Source organism: Sporosarcina sp. ANT_H38 (assembly GCF_008369195.1).
Taxonomy (GTDB): domain Bacteria; phylum Bacillota; class Bacilli; order Bacillales_A; family Planococcaceae; genus Sporosarcina.
Genome location: NZ_VOBC01000001.1, coordinates 543,414 through 566,960 on the forward strand (window position 1 = coordinate 543,414; position 23,547 = coordinate 566,960).

At 40.7% G+C, this 23,547-nt stretch carries 20 protein-coding genes, 1 pseudogene, 1 riboswitch and 1 other annotated feature; of the genes and pseudogenes, 16 read left to right on the top strand and 5 right to left on the bottom strand.

Annotated elements, in window-relative coordinates:
- Positions 1-11: 11 nt before the first annotated feature.
- Positions 12-509: a preQ(1) synthase gene (queF, locus tag FQ087_RS02620; RefSeq protein ID WP_149578999.1), complete on the bottom strand. Its 498-nt coding sequence runs from the start codon at positions 507-509 to the stop codon at positions 12-14.
- 86 nt (positions 510-595) lie between these two features.
- A riboswitch (PreQ1 riboswitch) is annotated at positions 596-639 on the bottom strand.
- 26 nt (positions 640-665) lie between these two features.
- Positions 666-1,832 carry an MFS transporter gene (locus tag FQ087_RS02625; protein WP_149579000.1) on the bottom strand — a complete coding sequence of 389 codons (1,167 nt, stop codon included), beginning with the start codon at positions 1,830-1,832 and terminating at the stop codon, positions 666-668.
- Positions 1,833-1,994: 162 nt separating this feature from the next.
- On the opposite strand from FQ087_RS02625, the gene FQ087_RS02630 reads away from it, so the two are divergent.
- The 5 genes from FQ087_RS02630 to FQ087_RS02650 all read left to right on the top strand — a co-directional run bounded on the left by FQ087_RS02630 (position 1,995) and on the right by FQ087_RS02650 (position 6,409).
- Positions 1,995-2,975 (top strand): diaminopimelate dehydrogenase, encoded by a 981-nt coding sequence (locus tag FQ087_RS02630; protein WP_149579001.1) that lies wholly within the window; start codon positions 1,995-1,997, stop codon positions 2,973-2,975.
- A 90-nt stretch (positions 2,976-3,065) separates the two neighbouring features.
- Entirely contained in the window at positions 3,066-3,473 is a 408-nt protein-coding gene (locus tag FQ087_RS02635; protein WP_149579002.1) for a nucleoside 2-deoxyribosyltransferase, read from the top strand.
- Between the two features lie 224 nt (positions 3,474-3,697).
- On the top strand, positions 3,698-4,417 hold the full coding sequence (locus FQ087_RS02640) for a tryptophan-rich sensory protein (protein ID WP_149579003.1): 720 nt from the start codon (positions 3,698-3,700) through the stop codon (positions 4,415-4,417).
- 642 nt (positions 4,418-5,059) lie between these two features.
- Positions 5,060-5,848, top strand: coding sequence for an MBL fold metallo-hydrolase (locus FQ087_RS02645; RefSeq protein ID WP_149579004.1), 789 nt, complete (start codon positions 5,060-5,062; stop codon positions 5,846-5,848).
- A gap of 105 nt (positions 5,849-5,953) precedes the next feature.
- Positions 5,954-6,409: a DUF4275 family protein gene (locus FQ087_RS02650; RefSeq protein WP_149579005.1), complete on the top strand. Its 456-nt coding sequence runs from the start codon at positions 5,954-5,956 to the stop codon at positions 6,407-6,409.
- Between the two features lie 13 nt (positions 6,410-6,422).
- On the opposite strand, the gene FQ087_RS02655 is transcribed toward FQ087_RS02650, so the two are convergent.
- On the bottom strand, positions 6,423-6,893 hold the full coding sequence (locus FQ087_RS02655) for a DinB family protein (protein WP_149579006.1): 471 nt from the start codon (positions 6,891-6,893) through the stop codon (positions 6,423-6,425).
- Positions 6,894-7,063: 170 nt separating this feature from the next.
- On the opposite strand from FQ087_RS02655, the gene FQ087_RS02660 reads away from it, so the two are divergent.
- The 6 genes and pseudogenes from FQ087_RS02660 (at position 7,064) to argF (ending at position 12,439) form a co-directional block, all read left to right on the top strand.
- Positions 7,064-7,543: a hypothetical protein gene (locus FQ087_RS02660; protein WP_149580726.1), complete on the top strand. Its 480-nt coding sequence runs from the start codon at positions 7,064-7,066 to the stop codon at positions 7,541-7,543.
- Positions 7,544-7,597: 54 nt separating this feature from the next.
- The gene (locus FQ087_RS02665; protein WP_149579007.1) at positions 7,598-8,491 is read left to right on the top strand and encodes a PhzF family phenazine biosynthesis protein; all 894 of its coding nucleotides are present in this window, start codon (positions 7,598-7,600) and stop codon (positions 8,489-8,491) included.
- 461 nt (positions 8,492-8,952) lie between these two features.
- Entirely contained in the window at positions 8,953-10,041 is a 1,089-nt protein-coding gene (locus FQ087_RS02670) for a M42 family metallopeptidase (RefSeq protein ID WP_149579008.1), read from the top strand.
- A 300-nt stretch (positions 10,042-10,341) separates the two neighbouring features.
- Complete coding sequence (locus FQ087_RS22300; RefSeq protein WP_188006617.1) at positions 10,342-10,491, top strand: hypothetical protein; 150 nt, start codon at positions 10,342-10,344, stop codon at positions 10,489-10,491.
- Between the two features lie 678 nt (positions 10,492-11,169).
- A pseudogene (locus FQ087_RS02675) lies at positions 11,170-11,332 on the top strand (peptidase M28); the annotation flags it as partial.
- Between the two features lie 144 nt (positions 11,333-11,476).
- A complete protein-coding gene (argF, locus tag FQ087_RS02680) occupies positions 11,477-12,439 on the top strand; it encodes an ornithine carbamoyltransferase (RefSeq protein ID WP_149579009.1) in 963 nt (320 codons plus the stop codon).
- 297 nt (positions 12,440-12,736) lie between these two features.
- On the opposite strand, the gene sspI is transcribed toward argF, so the two are convergent.
- Positions 12,737-12,949, bottom strand: a complete 213-nt coding sequence (gene sspI / locus FQ087_RS02685) for a small acid-soluble spore protein SspI (protein WP_149579010.1) — start codon at positions 12,947-12,949, stop codon at positions 12,737-12,739.
- Positions 12,950-13,040: 91 nt separating this feature from the next.
- Here sspI and FQ087_RS02690 point away from each other — a divergent pair, with 91 nt between their 5' ends.
- The 4 genes from FQ087_RS02690 to FQ087_RS02710 all read left to right on the top strand — a co-directional run bounded on the left by FQ087_RS02690 (position 13,041) and on the right by FQ087_RS02710 (position 21,778).
- A complete protein-coding gene (locus tag FQ087_RS02690; protein ID WP_149579011.1) occupies positions 13,041-13,805 on the top strand; it encodes a TrmH family RNA methyltransferase in 765 nt (254 codons plus the stop codon).
- Positions 13,806-13,866: 61 nt separating this feature from the next.
- Positions 13,867-14,097 (top strand) — a binding site (T-box leader).
- Positions 14,098-14,175: 78 nt separating this feature from the next.
- Positions 14,176-15,213, top strand: coding sequence for a phenylalanine--tRNA ligase subunit alpha (pheS, locus tag FQ087_RS02695; RefSeq protein ID WP_149579012.1), 1,038 nt, complete (start codon positions 14,176-14,178; stop codon positions 15,211-15,213).
- A 13-nt stretch (positions 15,214-15,226) separates the two neighbouring features.
- A complete protein-coding gene (pheT, locus tag FQ087_RS02700; RefSeq protein WP_149579013.1) occupies positions 15,227-17,638 on the top strand; it encodes a phenylalanine--tRNA ligase subunit beta in 2,412 nt (803 codons plus the stop codon).
- A gap of 993 nt (positions 17,639-18,631) precedes the next feature.
- Positions 18,632-21,778, top strand: coding sequence for a DEAD/DEAH box helicase (locus FQ087_RS02710; RefSeq protein WP_149579014.1), 3,147 nt, complete (start codon positions 18,632-18,634; stop codon positions 21,776-21,778).
- 481 nt (positions 21,779-22,259) lie between these two features.
- Here FQ087_RS02710 and rnhC read toward each other — a convergent pair whose 3' ends face one another.
- Positions 22,260-23,195: a ribonuclease HIII gene (rnhC, locus tag FQ087_RS02715; RefSeq protein WP_149579015.1), complete on the bottom strand. Its 936-nt coding sequence runs from the start codon at positions 23,193-23,195 to the stop codon at positions 22,260-22,262.
- A 51-nt stretch (positions 23,196-23,246) separates the two neighbouring features.
- Here rnhC and zapA point away from each other — a divergent pair, with 51 nt between their 5' ends.
- A complete protein-coding gene (zapA, locus tag FQ087_RS02720) occupies positions 23,247-23,546 on the top strand; it encodes a cell division protein ZapA (protein ID WP_370456027.1) in 300 nt (99 codons plus the stop codon).
- Position 23,547: the final 1 nt, after the last annotated feature.

A 23,547-nucleotide genomic window follows, 5' to 3' on the forward strand; every position in this document is an offset into this window, starting at 1 on the left:
AACACCTCTTCTTATCGGTTATCGATTTTTTCCGGATACATATCGTGATTCATCATCCGGTGTTCCGCCATCTGTTCGTACTTCGTAGCAGGTTTCCCATAGTTGCAATAAGGGTCAATCGATAAGCCACCACGCGGAGTAAATTTCCCCCAAACTTCGATATAACGCGGTTCAATCAGCTTGATCAAATCATTCATAATAATGTTGACGCAGTCTTCATGGAAATCGCCATGATTTCGGAAACTGAAAAGATACAACTTGAGGGCTTTACTTTCCACAAGCTTCTTATCTGGCATGAAACTAATATACATTGTCGCAAAGTCCGGTTGCCCCGTCATCGGACAAAGTGATGTGAACTCCGGACAGTTGAATTTCACAAAGTAATCGCGATCCACATGCATATTGTCGACAGCCTCTAAAACGTCGGGGTTGTACTCGTACAAGTATTTCGTGTTTTGGTTGCCGAGCAAAGTTAAGTCGGTTAATGTTGCTTCATCTCTTCCAGCCAATTAAAAAAACCTCCCGTGTAATTTGTCAGGGAGGTCCATAGGCGGCGGAAAAAATGGCCATATTGATTGAATATGGCTAAATTCCGTCATCCATAGTTTTTTATAGAGGGTCGCTATGAACCTCTCCCGAACAGGGTATTCATTTCGTATCTGACACTATAGGACATGCGATGATTTGTCAATAGATCCTTTGTTTTTTAATCCAATCAGGGCATAGCAAGCGACAGCGAGCAGTATGAATCCCGTCAGCATGAAAGCGCCTTTGTATTCTAAGTCCAAGAATCCAATTAGGCTTGAACCTGCAACGACACCAATCGAGAAGAACGCGTAAAAATAACCATATGCTTTTCCACGAAATTCAGGAGAGGATGAATCGATTAACAGTGAGTTGATAGATGGGAATAAGAAAGCGAATCCAGCCCCATAAATACACATCGCCATATATAAGTAATTCAATTCCTCAATTTGACTTAAGAACAACATGCTTAATCCCATAAGTGATATGCCGAGTGCGAGTGTCACAACTGGCCGAACACGGTCAAAGATCCTGTTGATCGGCAGTAAAAAGATGAGAATTGCGACGACACCGAAAGTACTTAGTAATAAACCAGTTGTTTTCGTATCAAATCCGAGTGATTCAATTTTTAAAGGTAACACAAGAGCGAGTACACCTTGTGAGAACATTAAAAAGAATGCACCTGCAAATGCTCTGACAATGCCCGGATGTTGGAAAAGATATCTGACACGGAAATTGTCAGCTCCTTTTGAAGGCTGTTTTGGTACAAATGTAAACGATCGGAGAACAAAGAAAGCAAGAATTGCCAATAGCATCATAAGGCCGCCGTTGACAGCCATAATGAAAGGTGTACTTGTTTTAGCAGCCACTATACCGCCATACGCTGGGCCAATAATTGCTGCTAACCCAACGAATGCACCCGATATGGCTACACTTTTACCTCGTTTAGATTCTTCTGCACGGTTTGCCAGGAAAGTGAAAGCAGCTGGTACAATTAGCCCTTCCATGAAACCATGGACAAAGCGGACACCGAGCAATGACATTGGTCCAGCAACAAACGTGTAGAGGAAGAGAGAGATTGCCGAAGCGAATAACCCGAGTACAAGTATGAGGAAAGGACCTCTTTTGTCAGTCATGAAACCGGAAATGATATTCCCGATTGTATTTGAAAATGAATACATACCAACCGCTAGTCCAACCAAAAATGGCGTAGCACCAAGAGATAATGCAAATGGGCTCATGACGGGCAGTTGCGAAAATAAATCAAAAAACGAGAAGAAAACGATGAGGTAAACAAAACCACGCATAAATGAAGCCTCTTTTCAATTAATAGATATCATCCTACCCTATACTTTAGCATTATTTAGACCTAAGGGGAAAAGGAGAGATTGTGAACAATATAAAAAAGATGGATTTTATTAAGATACAGAGATAAAATAATAAACAGATATTGAAAGGGGAAATAATAGATGACTATCAGAGTGGGAATTGCAGGTTACGGAAATTTGGGACGCGGTGTTGAATTCGCAATTGGTCAAAACAAAGATATGGAACTAGTCGGTGTGTTTACTAGAAGGAATCCAGATGACGTGGAATTACTAAATGGCAATGTACCTGTTCATATAATGGATGATATTCATAAATTTACAGACGCGATCGATGTCCTAATTCTTTGTGGCGGATCGAAAAACGATTTGCCGGAACAAGGGCCGGCATTATCAGCTCTGTTCAACACGGTGGATAGCTTCGATACGCATGCAAAAATCCCGGGATACTTTGAAGCTGTCGATGCATCAGCTAAACCAAACGGTAAGACAGCCATTATTTCTGTCGGCTGGGATCCAGGTTTATTCTCCATTAATCGTTTATATGGCGAGGCAGTCTTGACGGAAGGTGCAACATACACGTTTTGGGGGAAAGGCTTAAGCCAAGGACATTCCGATGCTGTAAGAAGAATTCCAGGCGTAAAAGGTGCTGTCCAATATACAATTCCTGTTCCTGAAGCTGTAGATAAAGTGCGCAGCGGTTCATTACCTGAACTGACTACGCGTGAAAAGCATACGCGTGATTGCTATGTTGTGTTGACTGCAGGGGCGGATGCTGAGGAAGTGAAGCAGGCTATCGTAACAATGCCGGATTATTTCACGGATTATGATACAACGGTGTCATTCATTTCTGAAGATGAATTGGAACGCGATCATTCTGCTATGCCACATGGCGGTTTCGTCATTCGTAGTGGTAAAACAGGCGAAGGCACTGCACAGGTCATGGAGTATTCATTGAAACTCGACAGCAACCCAGAGTTCACATCAAGCGTCCTCGTTGCTTATGCACGCGCAGCTTACCGCTTGCATAAAAACGGAGATACTGGCGCGAAATCAGTGTTTGATATTGCACCTGGATTATTATCGCCGAAAAGTGCGGCAGATTTACGCAAGGAATTGCTGTAATTTATAGATTGTTTGTCGAATGACTAACTATGGCGTTACCTTGCTAATTGAGGTAACGCTATTTTAGTAGAGTAAAAAGGGGCGGAGTGTATGAAGTTTTACGTTGCATCTGGTTTTCTTAATAAAGAAGCTGTAAATTATGTAAGTGAAAAGTTAATAGAAACAGGTTGTATACAGACATACGATTGGACGAAAAATGACAGGGCCTCAACACTTGAAGACTTAAAGGCAATTGGTGAAAAAGAGAAAAATGCAATACTAACATCTGATGTTGTTGTGATTTTATTGCCAGCAGGAAAAGGGAGCCATATAGAATTAGGGATTGCACTAGGACGGGGAAAGAAAATCTTTTTATATTCAGTTGATGAAAAAGTGAATGATTTTGCAACAACAAGTACTTTTTATCTATTGCCTGAAGTTGAACAGGTAATTGGTACATTGGATGAGTTAGTGGAGCGGGTTTGTTGCTATCGGATGGACTATTTTGTTGAAGGTTAGGGAAACCGAATATTCGATATAAATACTATTAACTAGCCAAATATCTCCAACAAAAATAAAGAAAAAAGTCACCTAAACCTACAGAATGTTAAACGTGCAACCTCAACAGGGGATACAGGGAGGGTGACAAGTGGACTATCTATTTATTGCATTTCAACAGCTTTATGTATATTCAAATAAGGTAGAGTATATAGTGTTAGAAAGACTGTTTTGGAGGTGTCAATATGAAATGGCTTGCGCTATTCAGCTTCCTGTTAATGATTATTGTCAATGGGATAGCTAATACAATAGGCATTAATGGGAAAAAAACAGGTGAAATTTCTGGTCAAATCGATGTCCTATTTACCCCTGCAGGATATGTATTCTCTATTTGGGCCCTTATATATATTTTATTGGCTATTTGGATAATCCTACAGTTTTTTTCGTCTACCCAGAACCAGGATTCTAATATATGGCCTCTTTTCATAGCAACTTGTTTTTATAATATTGCTTGGTTATTAAGCTGGCATTACGAATACTTTTTTGTGTCAATTATCGTAATGGTCGGTCTATTAATTAGCTTAATACTCCTTTATCTAAGCTATCCAATAGGGGATTATCATTTTTCTGGAAGATTACCCTTTTCAATCTATTTAGGTTGGATTAGTGTGGCACTTATGGCGAATATAAGTTTTGTACTAAAATATTATAATTGGTCTGGTTTCGGTATGACAGAACAATTTTGGGCCAATATTTTACTATTACTTGCAACGTTACTTGCGATGTATATACGTTTTTACTATAAAGATATTTTGTTTCCACTCGTCGTTATTTGGTCCTTCATTGGTATTTCTATTCAAAATGGAAAAGATGCAGGAAGTCTATTCTATATGCCATTGGTCTACAGTGTAATCCTCGTCATTTGGATTTTTATCGGGAAAAATAACAAACAAAAACTTATATGATTTCGCAACTTCGTAAGTAACCATATACTGGAATAAGATAGTGATAAGGTAGGCGCAAAAGTTTTCATATGGACTAGTACGTTCCCGGTTCGCTTTCGGCTAAAATAATCAATACAATTGTCCACAGGTCTACCTGTTGCATCTATTGAAATCCCAACTGCCCTAGCGTAAAAAAAGTTTAGAGGTTAATTTTTCTTCAAACTCGCTATTCCATATACCGGACAATAATTGGCCTTGGGTATCGCATTCTACGGTAAAATTTACCCTTGAGTTTCACGTCTCTGGAGATTATTACTTTTTTTACGTTGCTTATTAAGAAGACCACAACGATGCAACAACATCGTTGTGGTCTTCTTAATAGTACTTAAACAGCTGATATGAAAAGATAAACAGCATTATTTTTGCCGTATTAAAAAGCGATAGCCCAACTTCTCCTGTTCTTATCAAAGGTTCTTTCTCCAATTCAAGCGTTCGTTATTGAAGAAAGTGCTGGCACACCAATTTTATGCTGGAAGAGAACTCTATCACTTCAGTTAGAGTTGAGATGTAGGGGCAGACATGTCAGTGAAATAAAGGTATTTTCAATAGAATATTGAAACTCATAGAGTGTATGTAGTTTAAGAGGAAGAGGGGGACTAGAAATTGGTTATCATTAAAGATCCTTGGTTTACGGTTGAAACAATTGATGATTTTACTTTTGTAATTAGTGAGTACGGACACTGGGAAAAGGTTCATTCTTATTTATTAATTGGTGAAGAACAAGCGGCACTAATCGATACAGGTCTTGGAATTGATAATATAAAAAGAATTACAGATCAACTGACAAACCTTCCAATTCTTGTTCTGACAACACATGTTCATTGGGATCATATTGGAAGTCATGGTGAATTTGAAAATTTGTATGTACATAAAGATGAAGAGGATTGGTTGCTCAATGGCATTCAAAAGTTACCCATTGAGCAAATTAGAAAAGATGTACGTCGTGATATTACAATTCCTTTGCCAGCAACTTTTAATGCAGAGACGTATAAGCCTTTTCAAGGAATTCCGAAAGGTTTGTTGTCTGATGGCGATGAAATTAATATTGGCAATCGGATTTTGACTGTTTATCATACGCCTGGCCATTCCCCAGGTCATATATCCATTTTAGATACTAATAATGGATACTTATTTACGGGAGATTTGCTGTATGATGAGACCCCAATCTATGCATTTTTTTCTACAACCAATCCAATAGATTTGGTTGAGTCATTAGAAAAAATAGCAAAAATACCACATGTCACTAAAATTTACGGAGGACATAATACAGTTGGTATTAGTTCTGATATTCTAGAAGTAGTTAATAATGCAGTTACGAGCCTAAGGGAAAATGATCTTGTAAGATTTGGAACTGGCATTCATAAATTTGAAGGTTTTAGTGTTCAATTTTAATCATGAAACGTATAGGAGTGCGAGTAACGGGAATGATTTGCTGCGGGATTTCAAAGCTTCTACTAGAATCGGATGAATAGACGCTTATATTGATGGAGGAATTTAATGGATTTAGTAAATCGACTTAAAGACAAGCAAGTACAAGTCAGAGAAATACCAGGGTGGGGGCCTTACGTGCGACAACAGTGGGAAGGAAATTTTGCTGACCACCTTAGTCATGAAGAGAAGGAAGAAATTTATCTATATTATAACGGTTTTGCCTGTGGCTATTTATGGCATGTATTTAGTTTTGAGAAAAGAGATTGTTTAAAAGAGAGCCGAGCTGATGAAGCATTTAATAATGCACCTAAAAATGCATGTTATGTATTCTATCAAAACTCTGATTATGCGTTAATTATAGAAAACGCAACACTTGTTACTGCCGGTGATTTTGTAAAGAAAGATGATTTCGATGAAGGTGACATTTATGTAGTTGATAAAGATTTCACGTGGACGTATGTCAATACACACGAAGCAAGTTGCGGTCCTTATTTTAGTAGAAGTAATGAGAATAAACTATAGCAGTCTATTCTCATTAGGTATATTCCCTAAATAGTAAATCAGAAGAAACAGGTTTTATTTCAAGTTCCCTAGACCAAACGGATAATTGTCCAATATGATGAATTTCGTGTGAAATGATATGACGAATTATTTTCTCATATGTAAAGCTAGATGTACCACCATTTCTCCTTTTCATTTCTAAGACTTTACGCTCCATTTCAGATGTCCATGATTGAATAAAACGTTGGGTAGTCAATTTTGTACTGTTAGAGAACGCTAGGACATCATTAAGAGTTGCAATATCATTTCTATCTTTAATGATAACTGGCGTCCCATTCATTTGATTAATCCAGATTTGCTCACAATCAATTACATGAAATAAATTATGCAATATGCTCCCCATGCCACCAGTACGTTTTTTACTAAGTTCTTCAATCGAAATATTTTGGCTCCAATTAAACCAGTCTTCCCTTACTTGCCAGTTATAAGAAAACATATCTAACATGTGCGACTCCTCCTGAAAAATAATATATTCTCTTTATAGTAACTTAAATATTGTAAAATTTGTTAAAATTCTATTTAATCGGATTGGGAAATGAAACAAAGAATTGGTGCAAGAGAATTTCCTGCTCATTTAATAAGAATATCGGGAGAAGGGGAATTATGAGTAAATGGATTGATCTATATGAGGAATTTATAAATGTTTCAAAAACTTTAAACCAACAGTTAGCAATTGTGCCTGTATTATATGGATCTTTGGGACTTGAAAAAGTAACACAAGTGGACTTTTCTCCACAGGATATCGATATTCTTGTTCCCCTAGCTTTTTTAGAAGAAAAGTGGGAATTACTTAAAGATACTATGGAGCAGCTAAATTATACGCTGGTTGATGTAAATGAGCATGAATTTATCAAAAATGAAAGTAAAATTGGATTCGCTTTTATTGAGGATTTAGTAGAATTTGCAGATGTAGATTATAAAAGCTTAAAGGTATTTGAAGAAAGCGGGGCCAAATACTATTTACTTACTATCTCGGATTACCTTAAAGTCTATACTAAGTCGCTACAGGACGGGTATAGAAGAACGAAAAATAATAATAAAGACTTACATAAATTAGAGATTTTGAATCGGCTTTTACATGATCAAACAAGGTAACTCATAATATTTCATTACATTTAGTTGTAAATAAAGTCGATGGAGGAATGAAAGATGAAGTCAGTAAAGGTTTACCATTATGATGCATTTAGTACAGAACCAAACAAAGGAAATCCTGCGGGGGTAGTGTTAAACGGAGAAGACTTAACAGACAAAGAGATGCAAGAAATCGCTGCTAGAGTAGGTTTCAATGAAACTGCTTTTCCCATGAAATCAGCTGTGGCGGACCTTAGAATCCGCTATTTTACCCCGGGATCCGAAACGGATTTATGCGGCCATGCGACAATGGCTTCCATATTTGCCTTAAAGTCTAGGGGTTTATTAACTGAAAAAGAAGAACTAACTATTGAAACAAGAGCAGGGGTTTTACCGATACATATAGTATCGCTGTCGGATGGTACTTTCGACATAACGATGAGACAGGCTTCACCACAGTTTGAGGAATTTAAGGGTTCATCTGAAGAATTGGCTCAGTCAATCGGACTTAATAAGGAAGATATTGATGTAGATTTACCAATTGTCTATGGGAGTACAGGGTCTTGGACGCTATTAGTTCCCATTAAGACACTTAGTGCTTTTACTAGAATGAAACCAAATACTAAAATATTCCCAAGTATTTTAAAAGAGATGTCCAAAGCATCAATTCATCCATTTTGCTTAGAAACCTACGATGCAAATGCTCATATGCATGCTCGTCATTTCTCTTCACCTTATTCTGGCACAATTGAAGACGCTGTTACAGGAACAGCTTCAGGTGTAATGGGTGCTTTTTACGCAACATATATAGTCACTGATTTTGAAAAACATCTAAATCTTGTTGTAGAGCAAGGTCATGAAATCAGTAAAGATGGTCGTGTACGAGTCAAAGTTTCTAAAAAACAGGCTGGTTTTGAAATAGAGATAACGGGAAATGCGGTGTATGTGAAAGAATTGGAGATTGATATTTAACATTTTGAATACCTAGGGAAGACCGTTTCTAGAAAACAACTTGTAAGCGATGGCTCATAAGAATGAAAAAGTGACTAAATGGCCTCGGACTTCTTACTACACACTCCGAGGCTGAAAGGTCGATAAATAGTTGAAATAAGGTTCCGTATATTCTTCGGGAAGACATCATTCTCATGGGTGACTGTCGCAGTTTAATTTCAACTGAGTTTACATCTTATTAAAAAATCGGAAGCACGCGAGAGATTTCACCTATAATGATTAAATTTTCATGGACCGCAAAGTCATGAATGTATGTGGTCCACAACATTCGGTAACTGTATCGCTTATTTTTACATTTATTTACTATTATTATCATTCTTAAGGTTGTCATTATTTTTAGATGCTCAATCCGAAATGTTTTGATAATAGCAACCATTTCGCATATACTACACATATACAAACTATTTAGGAGGTCGAAGTAATTGACGAAATTAGATGCAACTTTAGCGATGCTGAAAGAACTTACAGACGCAAAAGGGATACCAGGTAATGAACGTGAACCCCGTGAAATTATGAGAAAGTACATAGAGCCATTTGCAGATGAAATTGAACAGGATGGTCTTGGTTCGTTAATCGCAAAGAAAACAGGTGTTGAGAATGGGCCTAAAATAATGCTAGCAGGACATCTCGACGAAGTCGGATTCATGATTTCTAGAATTGACGATAAAGGTTTCCTATCATTTCAAACGGTTGGCGGCTGGTGGTCACAAGTAATGCTTGCACAGCGCGTGACAATCGTTACACGCAAAGGAGATACAGTGACAGGAGTCATCGGATCAAAACCACCGCACATCTTATCACCGGAAGCGCGTAAAAAACCGGTCGATATAAAAGATATGTTCATTGACGTTGGTGCAACTTCGAAAAAAGAAGCAATGGAGTGGGGCATTCTACCAGGAGATATGGTTGTACCATATTTCGAATTCACAGTGATGAATAATGAAAAATACCTTCTTGCAAAAGCCTGGGACAATCGTATCGGCTGTGCAATTGCAATTGATGTAATGAAAGCGCTTAAAGATGAAAAACACCCGAACATTGTTTACGGAGTTGGGGCTGCACAAGAAGAAATCGGTCTTCGAGGTGCACGTACAGCGGCAACGAAAATTCAGCCGGACATCGGGTTTGCAGTTGATGTAGGAATCGCTGGCGACACGCCGGGCGTTACGTCTAAAGAAGCTACTGGTAAAATGGGCGATGGTCCACAACTTCTACTATTTGATGCTTCAATGGTATCGCATAAAGGATTGCGTGAACTGGTTGTTGATACAGCAGAAGAGAATGGCATTCCTTATCAGTTTGAAACAATCCCTGGCGGTGGAACGGATGCGGGTTCAATTCACCTTTCTGGTAATGGAGTTCCATCACTTGCGATCTGTATTCCAACACGCTATATACATTCACATGCAGGTATCCTACACCGTGACGATTATGAAAATACAGTGAAACTGATCGTCGCAGTCATTAAGAAATTAGATCGCGACACAGTGAATAGGATTACATTCGAATAATTAGCTGCGGAAAAAACTAAATGGGAATATCATTGTTTTGCCTTCTAACTAAAATGTTAGGAGGCTTTTTGCGTTGGTCAGACCAAAAAAGTATATCAATATTGATATTGATTCGAGAATTTTAGCGATTTATGTTAAAAATGAATACCATTTGGCGATGAATTATTTTACTTAGTTTTTAATGTTTTATTGATATATGCAAGGTTAGCGGTAAACTAATTAGGTTTACTTCAGTAAAATAAGGTATATTATATTTGTTGAATAGATTCTCTTTAAAGACAAGAAAAGTAGGTGAACAAAGTGGGGAAATATCAATTGGATACCAAAGGTCATGCAGCTGTGACAAAGTATCATGAAAAACTCAAGCCTGCCAAATTTGATAAAAAGCAGCAACTTGAAAAAATACGTGCGGAGTATTTGAAAAAGAAGCAAAAACAAACAGATAAATAAAAGGAAGATATATCTTCAATATTATAAAAAATAGACCAATGGCAAAAGGCTATTTTAGAATAAGTGACGGTATAATACTTGTTTAAGTATGGTAGAACCTTAATATAGGGCAAGTGTGAGGTAAGAGAATAGCTTATGAGCGCTCCTACGAAGGCAAATGTATAAATTGCTCAGTTAAGTTCAAAAAAGCGTGTAGAGCAATTTCAGACTGTTGAGAAGCAAGAGAATATGAGTAGCAATGAAGCGAGGTAAACCATGTGTTTATCTCGTTTTTTATTTGTATTGTCAAAACAGAGAATGCCATCTGAGAACATCCTATGAACGTTCCTATGCTTTGATGTTGACTTGCTTTCATTGTTTCTCCTTATGAGTGCAAACAGAGCTTATTGTGGAAATAGGGGGCGTAGTTTCCGATAATGAGGTAGGGTATCTTCTTAATATAAAAGTGACCTCAAACACCCACACGAAATGGTACTGAGAACGATGCTATATTACAGAGTATAAGATTGAAAATTGAATAACATAAATCTAAATAGCAAACCAATACTAATGAAGGCAAAACTTTGTTCTGATATAGTTCCTTCCGATAAAGTACGTTCTTTTAACAGCGAAACGCATATATACTGTATTTATAGGTGGAAATGATAGAGGTACAGGAGTCATTGTGATGCGGGTTGAATTTACCTTTCTGGTAATGGAGTACCATCACTTGCGATCTGTATTCCGACACGCTATATACATTCGCATGCAGGTATCCTACGCCGTGATGATTATGAAACTGATTGTCGCAGACATTAAGAAATTAAATCGTGACACAGTGAATTGGATTACATTTGAATAAATGAACGATTATTCTGTTCACGCCAACAAAATGGCTTGAGCAGTTTTTTCATTCGAATAAATCTATAAAAATGCACTTGACTTTATAATTATGCATACATATAATCAGAGATACCAATTGAAATAAACGATAGGGGATGAGGGAATGGTGAAGTTTGATATGGATACCACGAAAATAGAAGAAGGATTGAAAGGAAGAGACTTACTAACACTGCTTGATTTTACACATGAAGAGGTATCGTATTTATTGCATAAAGCAGATGCAATGAAAAAAGATATGGCTGCTGGGAAGATGCCAAATTTATTGGCTGGAAAAACACTGGGGATGATTTTTGAGAAGCATTCAACGCGCACACGTATTTCATTCGAAGTGGGAATGATCCAGCTTGGTGGGCATGCGATGTTCATGAATGCGCGGGACTTGCAAATTGGTCGTGGGGAGTCCGTTTATGACACAGGCCATGTATTATCTGAGTACTTAGACGGCGTCATGATCCGTGCGAACTCACATGAAATGGTGAAAGAGCTGGCACAGCATACTTCGGTTCCTATTATCAATGGCTTAACGGATATCTTCCATCCGTGTCAGGCATTAGCGGACTTACTTACGATTTTGGAAGTGAAAGGTTCATTAGCGGGAATGAAGTTAGCGTATGTTGGTGACGGTAATAATGTAGCGCATTCACTAGTGATTGCCGCGGCACATATGGGCATGCACGTAGCTGTCGCAACGCCAAAAGGATTTGAATACAATCCGAACCTCTTAGTGAAAGCGAAAGCCATTGCTGTTAAAAATGGCGGCAGTGTCTTTGAAACAACGAATCCGGTGGAGGCTGTTGCTGGGGCTGATGTCGTTTATACAGATGTCTGGACGAGTATGGGCCAGGAAGAAGAAGCGGCTGCACGTTTAGAAGCGTTCAAAGCGTTTCAAATTAACGATGGATTAGTCGCTCATGCGAAAAAAGATTATATGTTCTTGCACTGCTTGCCCGCACACCGTGAAGAAGAAGTGGCGACTTCGGTTATCGATGGACCGAATTCTTATGTTTTCCAACAGGCGGGCAATCGACTGCATGCGCAGAAAGCAGTTCTTGCTTCATTGTTGTAATGGGATAGGTTAACGAGTCTGGATTTTTGTGTGAGTACCATGTGGCGGTCATAAGTATCACCGTGGCGAGCATAACGGGCTTCGTGGCGGTCATAAGTGTACCCGTGGCGAGCATAACAGGCTCCATGGCGGTCATAAGTGCGCCCATGGCGATCATAACATAATCGCCGCTTGTTTCTACATCAAAAAACACCTTGAAACTATATAGGACATTTTAGTATAAAACAAAAAAGATTAGCCAATTTACGCTAATCTTTTTTGTTTTAATTTGGGTGCCCCACGTAATCCTTGAACGATTTAACTAGCCGCAAATACTTGCGCTAATTCACCAGCCATTTTAGACTTTTCTTGTTCTCCTGCGTGGTTCCAAAGTTTTTCGAAAAACACCCCTAGGCCAGGTAACAGGTGCTCTTCTCCTCGCTTAATGGCATCTTCCACAACGTTTCGGATATCTTCCGCTGTATTATTCGTCATGTTTGCCGAAATTGCATCCCGTATTTGAAAATCCATTTTATCAACCTCCCACTTTCATTTTGGACACAAATATCGCCAACTATACCGACATTTGATACACTGAAAAGAAAAAGGCGGTCACCTACATATGAAACGCATTGAATCATCACAAAACGCACTCGTGAAACATTGGAAAAAACTTATCACAACACGAAAAGAACGCGACCAGTCGAAAGAATTCCTTGTCGAAGGATTTCATCTCGTTGAAGAAGCATTAAAAAGTGACGGAACAATTCTCGCGTTAATCACCCGTGACGGAGTAGAAATCCCTCAAGGCTGGTCTCTTGAAGGTGTTAAACTTGTTGAAATAACAGAGGCAATTGCGAAAGAACTATCGGAGACGGAGCAGTCGCAGGGTATTTATGCACATTGCCGTCAGCCGGAGCACGCTGAAGAAGACTATTCAACATGGAAAAAACTTCTATTAATTGACGCAGTTCAAGATCCTGGAAATGTCGGTACGATGATTCGAACGGCTGACGCTGCTGGAATGGATGCAGTTATTCTTGGAGTGGGTTCCGCTGATTCATATAACCCGAAAACAGTACGATCTGCGCAAGGTTCTCATTTCAATATTCCGATTGTCAAAGGTGATCTTATTGAATGGACGGCTAAGGTGAAAGAAGCGGGAATTCAAGTATTAGGAACGGGATTGAAAAATGCTGTGAATCATTCAGATATCTGGCCACAAGCTGAGTTTGCCTTGATCGTCGGAAATGAAGGCAGCGGCGTCAATCCGGAATTGCTCGAAATGGCGGACAATACGGTTAAGATTCCAATGCACGGTAAAGCGGAATCGTTGAACGTTGCAGTTGCAACGGGAATCCTACTGTACACGTACTCTAAAATTTGAAAATCAGCATGTTGTTGATGAACAAATCATAATCGGGTATACTATTGATTATGAACAGAAATGAAAAGCAATGATCGGGAAAAGTAAGCAATACATGAGCCGAAAGGGAGTCTGCGCCTTGACTGAAAGCGCGGATGGGTAAGTGGTTGTCGAAGTTCACCCCGTGAGCTGCCGCCAGGACCAGCGTAAGCTGTAAAGGTGTGCCGGTGCCGGACCGTTATTCCGATTTGAGTGATCATATCTTCGGGTATGGTAATCAGGGTGGTACCGCGAAATCGTCCTCGTCCCTTTTATAAGGGGCGGGGTTTTTATTGTCTAGACGTTTAATCAGGCGTCTTGCACTTTTGTTTATTTTGAAAGGAGAATTGACATGGAAGCACAATTAGAACTGTTGAAAGTAGAGGCGCTTGCAAAAATTGAAGCAGCTTCAGATGTAAAATCATTAAATGACGTCCGTGTTGCCTATTTAGGAAAAAAGGGGCCAATTACCGATTTGCTGAAAGGCATGGGTAAACTTCCTGCTGACGAACGACCTAAAATGGGGGCGCTTGTCAATGTTATCCGTGAAGCGGTAACAGAAGTTCTGGAAGACCGTATGGCGAAACTCGAGGAATTGGCAATCAATGAACAGCTTGAAAAAGAATCAATCGATGTAACATTGCCTGGACGTCCTGCACGTACAGGGAATCACCATCCGTTAACACGAGTTGTTGAGGAAATCGAAGACTTCTTCATAAGCATGGGCTATGAAATTGCTGAGGGCCCTGAAGTTGAGAAAGACTATTATAATTTCGAAGCTCTGAACTTACCAAAAGGTCATCCAGCACGGGATATGCAAGACTCGTTCTACATATCCGAAGATATTCTTCTACGTACACATACATCACCAGTTCAAGCGCGGACGATGGAAGCAAAAGGCGGCGCGCCGATTAAGATTATTTGCCCAGGTAAAGTGTACCGTCGTGATAGTGACGACGCGACGCATTCTCATCAATTCACGCAAATTGAAGGGCTTGTTATTGGAGAAGATATCCGCATGAGTGACTTGAAAGGGACACTTTCTTTATTCGCTAAAAAAATGTTTGGCGATGAGCGTGAAATTCGTTTGCGTCCAAGCTTCTTCCCATTCACGGAACCTTCTGTTGAAATGGACATTTCATGCTTCAAATGTGGCGGAGACGGCTGTAACGTTTGTAAGAAAACCGGCTGGCTTGAAATTTTGGGTGCCGGTATGGTACACCCGAATGTGCTAAAAATGGCTGGTTATGACCCCGCTGTTGTATCCGGTTTCGCTTTTGGAATGGGACCTGAACGTATTGCAATGTTGAAATATGGTGTGGAAGATATTCGTCATTTCTATACAAATGACGTTCGATTTGTATCGCAATTCCACCGGACGGAAGCTTGAGGAGGAGACAAATATGTTAGTATCTACAAAATGGTTAAGTGAATATGTAAATATAGAGGGAATTTCTACGGCAGACCTTGCGGAGAAAATTACACGTTCTGGCATTGAAGTCGATTCTATTATCGACCGTTCTCACGGTATGACAAACGTTGTAGTAGGTTATGTGTTGGAATGTGTCAAACATCCAGAAGCAGACAAGTTGCGCATTTGCCAAGTGGACGTTGGGGGAGAGACAACACAAATCATTTGTGGCGCACCAAACGTTGCGGAAGGTCAAAAAGTTATCGTTGCACGTCCGGGAGCAGTTCTTCCAGGCGGCATGAAGATTAAAAAAGCAAAACTTCGCGGTGAAGAATCGAACGGCATGATTTGTTCTCTTCAAGAACTTGCGATTGAAGGAAAGCTTGTACCGAAAGCTTATTCAGAAGGTATCTATGTTTTACCCGAAACCGCTGTACCTGGAGAATCAGCACTTCCATTGCTAGGTCTTGATGATCAAGTACTTGAATTCGATTTAACGCCAAACCGTTCAGACGCACTCAGCATGATAGGTGTTGCATATGAAGTCGGTGCGATTTTATCACAAGGTATCCAGCTCCCTGAAATTAACTACACTTCTTCAAATGAGAAGGCAGAAGATATGCTGAAACTGCGTATCGATGCAAAAGAAGATAATCCGATGTACGTAGCGAAAGTCGTGAAGAACGTTAAAGTAAAAGCGTCTCCATTATGGCTTCAAAACCGTTTGATGGCTGCTGGCGTACGTCCACATAATAACGTTGTCGATATTACAAACTTTGTGTTGATGGAATACGGCCAACCACTTCATGCATTTGACTATGACCGTCTCGGAACTGGAGAAATCGCTGTTCGTCTTGCGGAACAAGGTGAAAAAATTACGACGTTGGATGATACTGAAAGAACGCTTGAAGCGCATCAACTTGTTATTACGAATGGTAAAGAACCAGTAGCAATTGCAGGTATAATGGGCGGATTAAATACGGAAGTGCATGATGGAACGACGACGGTTGTCATCGAATCTGCTTATTTCGCACCGGGATCTGTCCGCCGCACGTCGAGAGAGCTTGGACTTCGCAGTGATGCAAGTACACGCCTTGAAAAAGGGGTCGATCCTAATCGGGTAGAAGCAGCAGCAGAACGTGCCGCACAGCTTATGGCTGAAATTGCGGGTGGGGAAGTGCTTGCTGGATCTGTCATTGTTGATGAACTCGATAAAACGCCTATACGCATTACAGTTTCACCGGATTATATCAACAACCGCCTTGGTATGAAAATCCCTCTTGAAGAAATGTTAGCTATTTTAGACGGATTGCAAATTCCTACAGAAGCGGTGAACGGTAAACTCATTATAGACGCACCGACACGCAGACAGGATCTTCGAATCCAAGAAGATATTATCGAAGAGATTGCACGGATGTACGGCTATGACCTGATTCCAATGACACTTCCAGTAACTGAATCTACGCCGGGGGGATTGACGCCGTATCAGGCGAAACGCCGTACAGTTAGAGCGTTCCTTGAAGGTGCAGGTCTTTACCAGGCACTGACGTATTCATTAACATCTAAGGAACATGCACAAAGCTACGCACTTGAAACTGCGCCTGTCACAGAGCTTTTGATGCCGATGAGTGAAGAACGCAGTATTCTTCGTCAAAGCCTTATTCCGCATCTACTTGAAGCAGCGACATATAATGTTGCACGCCGTATGGATTCGGTGTCGCTATATGAAACAGGATCGGTATTCCTTGGAGAAGGAGAAGACGGCCTGCCGCAGGAAGTTGAGCATGTTGCAGCTGTCATTACTGGTAAGTGGGTTGACCATGCATGGCAAGCCGAAACAAAACAAGTTGACTTCTTCGTTTTGAAAGGAATTATCGAAGGAATGATGGATAGCCTTGGTCTAGCAGAAGGTTTGTCATTTGAACAAGTTGTTCTAGATGGCATGCATCCTGGCCGGACAGCTAACATTTACTATAACCGCGAACGGATTGGCTTGATTGGCCAAGTTCATCCGACAGAACAGAAAAAACGCGATTTGAAAAACACTTATGTAATGGAAATGAACCTTGCTAAAATCTTGTCGGTTGAAACGAATGAGCTTGTATACGTTCAGGTTCCACGATTCCCGTCGAGCTCAAGAGACATCGCGCTTGTCGTATCGAGCGAGACATCAGCGGGGATGCTTGGAGCTGTTATTCGAAGCGCAGGCGGCAAGTTGTTGAAAGACGTTAGATTGTTTGACTTGTACGAGGGCGACAATGTTGAGGATGGTAAGAAATCACTTGCGTTCTCTCTGACATATGCAGACCCTGAGCGTACTTTGACAGACGAAGAAGTCGTCAAAGCGCATGACAAAGTGTTGAATGCGTTAACAACTGAAGCAGGAGCATTGCTCCGCGGATAAATAAAATCAAGAGGCACACAGAATTCTATTCTGTATGCCTTTTTTTGTTCAAAGAAAAGTATAAGTTTTTCAACCTAGAGCAGTGTCTAGACTTCAGGCACCATCCGCTTTTTTATGCAACGAACTTTGCTAGGGGTTCTATTAGAACTTGAAAGTTGCAATTACAGTTCCAAACTTCACTACGCGCAAAAATAAATCTAGTTTATTGAATCTTCGAGGTTTTTAATGAAGTGCAAAGCCCGTTTACAAACTTTAGTCACGGTTAAAAAAACAGTCTACCTCTTCCGATTCGTTTTGTCATAATAAGGGAACTTATTTCCTTTCATTTTCGCACATATCAGGAAGTACTATGTTAAATTTCGCAATTTCGGAAGATGGGAGCGGAATGTTTATCAATAGGGGATTATTGTATAATAATAAATATTGGGAGCAGTAGAACGTTATCGTTTCTGGACAATTGAAGAGACGATACCAAAGGAGAAAAGCTGAGGGTTTTGATACTAATATAAGTTATGAATTTAATGTAAGCTATAAGGAAATGATTTAGGTGTGGGGTGGACAGAAAACTGCTCGAAAGACAATGGGAGAAGCATATAAATATTTTGATAGCTTAGGAGGTTTCGCGAAATTACATGTTTTTCCAAGGTTCCTGATTTGATGGGAAATAGCTCAGCAAAAGATATTGAAATTCAAGAAGTGGAAGACCTGATGAAAATTAAATTACCTAATTTATATAAGAATTGACCCCAAAAAAGGCAGGATTATCACGGGAGGCATCCACGATGCACCGAAGCGGTATTCAATGGAATTATTGATGCATTCTATTTAGTGTTGAGGTTGGGAGAGCTTTTAGCTTTTTTGGGTGTGAATCATTATTTAGATACTGACTTGTTATTTCTCTTATCATGCCTTAGGTGATTGGCATCACACTAAAGAACGTTTGTTTGATACAATGAAATGTATATAAGGAATTCAGGGGTTCCGGGAAGGAGGATGGACGTCGTAATCACGCAAAAGCAAATAATGGACATGTGCGGGAACAGTTCGTTTAAAAGAGGCGAAGCCTTTCATCGTTCGGGGAAAGTGACGATTGAACAATATACCGGTATGCATTGTCAAGCGACAGTGGCGGGAACGGAAACCTATTATGTCACAATCGACAATGATGGGGAAGATGACATTCGCACGGAATGTAGTTGTCCATCGCTGCCTTTCTATCCGTACAAATGCCAGCATATTGCCGCGGTCATGCATGCCATCATTGAATTTGATGAGCCTTCGGTAACATACGGATTACTATCCATTTTCAATGAAAAGCCTATAAGATCAACTGGACAACAGCTTCATTTCGAAGATCGGGAAGTGCTTGACCTGCTGTTCACGTGGATGCCTATTGCCGTCAAAGGCGGGCATATGCTCGGCATCGAAATTCAAATCGGTTCAGTTTCCGTGCAGCATATCCGTGGCTTTTTGAGTCAGGTGAATGAAGGAAAACCTACTTCCCTTTCGCCAACTTTTACGTTTGATTCGAACCTCCATTGTTTCCAGCGTGAAGCGGATGCTGTTCTCCAACAGCTCATTCGAATTAATCAAGAGGAAAAGGTGTACGTAGCCGACCACTCAATCAGCCCACAAACGTTACTCATCCCACCCACGTCTTGGGATAGACTACTGCCGTTTTTAAACCTTGCACCGCTAGTAAGGTCGGAGCATGGTGGAAAGCGCATTGTCGGTGTGCCGCTCTCAAATGAGGCATTGCCCTTAAAATTCCGTTTTGATAGGCTGGAAAGCAAGGGGCATTATTTGGAAATCGACGGATTGGCCTTTGTTCTAGTTCTCCAGGCTTATCATTCTGTCCTATGCAACGGGCAATTGTTTCAGCTGGACAATGAGGATTGTAAGCGTCTTACTGATCTAAAGCAGATGGTCGAAACCTCGGGAGCTCGTCAACTGCCGATTGCCAATGAACAAATTGGCTTTTTCCTAGAAAAGGTTGTCCCAGGGTTGCGAAGGATTGGTGAAGTTCAACTCGCCGAAACTGTTTTGAACAAACTGGTGAAATCTCCGTTGGAAGCCATGCTGTACGTCGATCGTGTAAATAATCGTCTTCTTGCAAGCTTGGAGTTCCACTATGACCATCTTGTTATTAATCCATTAACAGAAGGGTATTTGCCGACAGGCTCGGTACTGGTTCGTGACTTGGAGAAAGAAGAAAATATCCTTGCCTTCATGAAGAAAAGTTCGTTTACGGAATATGATGAAGGGTATTTATTGCACAATGAAGAATTAGAGTATGAATTTCTAAAGCATATTCTGCCGAAATTGCAAAAACTCGTGAAGGTATATGCGACAACAGCGATCAAGAATCGGATTTTTAGAGGGCATGCTCGTCCACGGATTCGGGTAAAGTCGCAGGAAGAACGAACAAACTGGCTCGAATTCAAATTTGAGTTGGACGGCATACCGGACAAGCATATACGTGAAGTCCTTGAAGCTCTGGAGGAAAAACGGAAGTATTACCGTTTGCGGGATGGAGCCCTACTTTCATTAGAAACAAAGGAATTTGAAGACATCCAACGTTTTTTGAAAGAAGTTCCTGATGGGTTGGACGACCTGGAAAAAGGCCTGTCTGTGCCAATAGAGCGTGGAATCCGCTTCCTCGTTGGTACCGATGAGAATGGAATGTTCTCTGTAGAAGAATCTGCACGCCAGTTCTTCGAACACCTCCTTAATCCCGAAAGCACTGGAATAGAGGTGCCGAAGCAATTAGCGACGGTACTCCGTGATTATCAACAACAGGGGTACCAGTGGATGAAAACCCTAGCGGGCCATGGATTAGGGGGCGTGCTGGCGGATGATATGGGGCTTGGCAAAACGTTGCAGAGTATTGCGTTTATCCTGTCCGTGCTTCCTGAAATTCGAGAGAAAAAACGGCGGGTCTTAATTGTTTGTCCCTCATCTTTAACGTATAACTGGTTGAGTGAGATTAAGAAATTCACACCTGACATTCATGCGGTAGTCATCGACGGGTCAAAAAAGGAGAGGGCGAAGCAGCAGAATGAACTGGAAGGCGAAGATGTTTTGATTACCTCCTATCCGTTGATTCGCCGGGATATCCAATGGTTTGAGAAACAAGACTTCCTGACAATCTTTTTTGACGAGGCGCAGGCATTCAAAAACCCAATCACTCAAACAGCACGAGCAGTGAAAAAGTTGCAGGCTGACAATCGATTCGCGCTGACGGGAACCCCTGTTGAAAATACAGCGGAGGAACTTTGGTCCATATTTCACGTTGTATTTCCCGAACTATTCATGGGGTTGCGTGAATTTAGTGAACTCACACCGAAAGCGATATCCCGTCGCATTCGACCATTTTTGCTGCGGCGGCTGAAAGGAGATGTCCTCGCAGAGCTTCCGGAAAAAATCAAGTCAATGGAGACTTCGGATCTGCTTCCTGAACAGAAGACGATCTATGCTGCCTATTTGGCAAAGCTGCGCCACGATACGTTAAAGCACTTGGATAAGAACACGATCCGAAAGAATAAAATCAAAATCCTCGCCGGACTGACCCGGTTGCGGCAAATCTGTTGCCACCCGGCATTGTTCGTGAATGGCTATCAAGGAAGTTCGGCGAAGTTTGAGCAGTTGAAACAGCTAATTGAAGAATCGAAGCTCGCAGGAAGAAGGGTATTGATCTTTTCGCAATTTACAAAGATGCTTGGAATTATTGGCAAGGAGTTAGCGATGAACGGAACCCCTTTTTTCTATTTGGATGGCCAAACTCCTTCAGAAGACCGGCTGGAAATATGCAATCGATTCAACGCAGGAGAGCGTGACATGTTTCTTATTTCATTAAAAGCGGGCGGGGCCGGTCTCAATTTGACAGGGGCCGACACGGTCATACTGTACGATCTTTGGTGGAATCCAGCAGTGGAGGAACAAGCCGCGGACCGCGCCCATCGCATCGGTCAAAAGCGGGTCGTCCATGTTATCAAACTGGTTGCCCGTGGAACGATTGAAGATAAAATGAATGAATTGCAAGAGAAGAAAAGAGATTTGATCGAAGAAATCATTGATCCGAAAGATACTATAAGTACATTACTTACCGAGGATACTATTCGGGAGCTGTTGGAGATATAGATGAGGAATAGGTGCTGATAAGATAGAAGAGAGAAATAGTAACAGGTAATGAGAGTTGACTTATAGAGGTTTCCATAATGAACAAATGAATGATTAAATAGTTTAAATGATTTTTATAACCTTGATTGGCTAAATGCCTTTCGAGGTTTTTTATACTTTAAACAACTTACGATTAAATCAGCCAATATTTGAATCAACTAATTCAAGATGTTAAGCAGACATACGAGGCTGGTTGCAGTGATATTTAAATAAAAAGACCACACGTAACTACTTGATTTATATTTGTACACGACCATGGCAAAGTCCCTAGTGATTAACAGGGGGATACTGTGAAAGGCTCGTTATTGGACTAGTTTACTGTTCATTTCTTAATCTCGAATAAATACAAAATCACGATAATTAAATTGAACCCCCGAATGTCAGACCTTTTTTCAAAGTGTCTGAGTTTCGAGGGATAGTTCAAAAAAGCCTGTAGACGAAATCAACCTCTTTTCCGCGCTGCGAGAGCCTTCGCTTTTCCTGCATTCGCAAAATGCCACTTCGTCAACGACTTCAACTTTTCTTCACCGCTTTTCAACAAAATCCGAGCCGCCACTTCATCAACTTTCGGTCCCGCGCCTTTCGGAAGTGTCATTCCTGCAATTCCACTCAATCGGTCCATCTCTTCTAAAAACGCAACGCGTGCAATAATCGATGCCGCTGCAACCGACATATGAAGTCCTTCCGCTTTCGTCGAAAATAGTACGTTCTCCCGCACAATATCAGACTCCGCTTTGATGTGATTATAATAAATTCCACGTTCAGCAAATTGGTCAATTAAAATATAATCCGGTTTCTCCCCGCCCATTTTACGGAGTACATGCTTTAACGCCTGATTATGAAGGAGGGCTTTGATCTTCCCTTGTGACCAGCCACTCGCTTGTACTTCATTGTATTTCTCGTTTTCAAGCGTCAGCACACTATATAGGAGCGTCTCCTGTAAATCAGGTGCGATTTTCCGCATTAGGTCATCTGTTAACATTTTTGAATCTTTTACACCAAGTTCGCGAACAAGTTCTACTTGATCGGCACGAACGAAACAAGCTGCAACAGTAACAGGGCCGAAGAAATCACCCGTTCCTGTTTCATCTGATCCGAGGACAGATAGTTGTGCTAACCGGTCAGGCAGCAAGTCACCTTTTGTTTTTACTGCGGAAGACCCCGCTTTAACTTCCGTTGTTCCCCAACGCGCGGCTTCCCGTTCAGATCCAGCACCCTGGAATAGCACTTTTCCAGACTTGTAGGCTGTGATTGAAGTATCAGGTAGTTTTGCCGCAAAGATGACTCCTGGGGCATTGCGTATGACTTTTGAAGCCGTGTAATGATTCATTACTTTTTTCATATCTTGCTCGTTTACGATAATAACTTGATTACTCAATTTATTACTTCCTTTCGTCGACATAATTCACAACTAAAACTATTTCGTGGTATGATTATAACCATAGTTTTGACATGGGAGGAAGTATCATTGGCAGACGAACAGAAAACGCGCATAGCAGTTGATATTTACGGCCAGACCTATAAAATGGTCGGTACCGAAACAAGCACTCATATGCGGCTGGTCGCCTCGATGGTCGATGAAAGGATGAGGGAAATAAGTGCCCATAATCCCTATCTCGACAGTACAAAAATCGCTGTGCTTACCGCTGTTAATAGTGTACATGATTATCTTGAATTAAAAAAACAAGTTGAGCAATTGAAAGAAGAATTGAATAAGCTGAAGGGTTGAC

Coding starts and splice junctions, on each gene's coding strand:
- FQ087_RS02625 (WP_149579000.1), bottom strand. CDS start 1,832: ATGCGTGGTTTTGTTTACCTCATCGTTTTCTTCTCGTTTTTTGATTTA.
- FQ087_RS02630 (WP_149579001.1), top strand. CDS start 1,995: ATGACTATCAGAGTGGGAATTGCAGGTTACGGAAATTTGGGACGCGGT.
- FQ087_RS02635 (WP_149579002.1), top strand. CDS start 3,066: ATGAAGTTTTACGTTGCATCTGGTTTTCTTAATAAAGAAGCTGTAAAT.
- FQ087_RS02640 (WP_149579003.1), top strand. CDS start 3,698: ATGAAATGGCTTGCGCTATTCAGCTTCCTGTTAATGATTATTGTCAAT.
- FQ087_RS02650 (WP_149579005.1), top strand. CDS start 5,954: ATGGATTTAGTAAATCGACTTAAAGACAAGCAAGTACAAGTCAGAGAA.
- FQ087_RS02655 (WP_149579006.1), bottom strand. CDS start 6,893: ATGTTAGATATGTTTTCTTATAACTGGCAAGTAAGGGAAGACTGGTTT.
- FQ087_RS02665 (WP_149579007.1), top strand. CDS start 7,598: ATGAAGTCAGTAAAGGTTTACCATTATGATGCATTTAGTACAGAACCA.
- argF (WP_149579009.1), top strand. CDS start 11,477: ATGGTGAAGTTTGATATGGATACCACGAAAATAGAAGAAGGATTGAAA.
- sspI (WP_149579010.1), bottom strand. CDS start 12,949: ATGGATTTTCAAATACGGGATGCAATTTCGGCAAACATGACGAATAAT.
- FQ087_RS02690 (WP_149579011.1), top strand. CDS start 13,041: ATGAAACGCATTGAATCATCACAAAACGCACTCGTGAAACATTGGAAA.
- pheS (WP_149579012.1), top strand. CDS start 14,176: ATGGAAGCACAATTAGAACTGTTGAAAGTAGAGGCGCTTGCAAAAATT.
- pheT (WP_149579013.1), top strand. CDS start 15,227: ATGTTAGTATCTACAAAATGGTTAAGTGAATATGTAAATATAGAGGGA.
- FQ087_RS02710 (WP_149579014.1), top strand. CDS start 18,632: ATGGACGTCGTAATCACGCAAAAGCAAATAATGGACATGTGCGGGAAC.
- zapA (WP_370456027.1), top strand. CDS start 23,247: ATGATTATAACCATAGTTTTGACATGGGAGGAAGTATCATTGGCAGAC.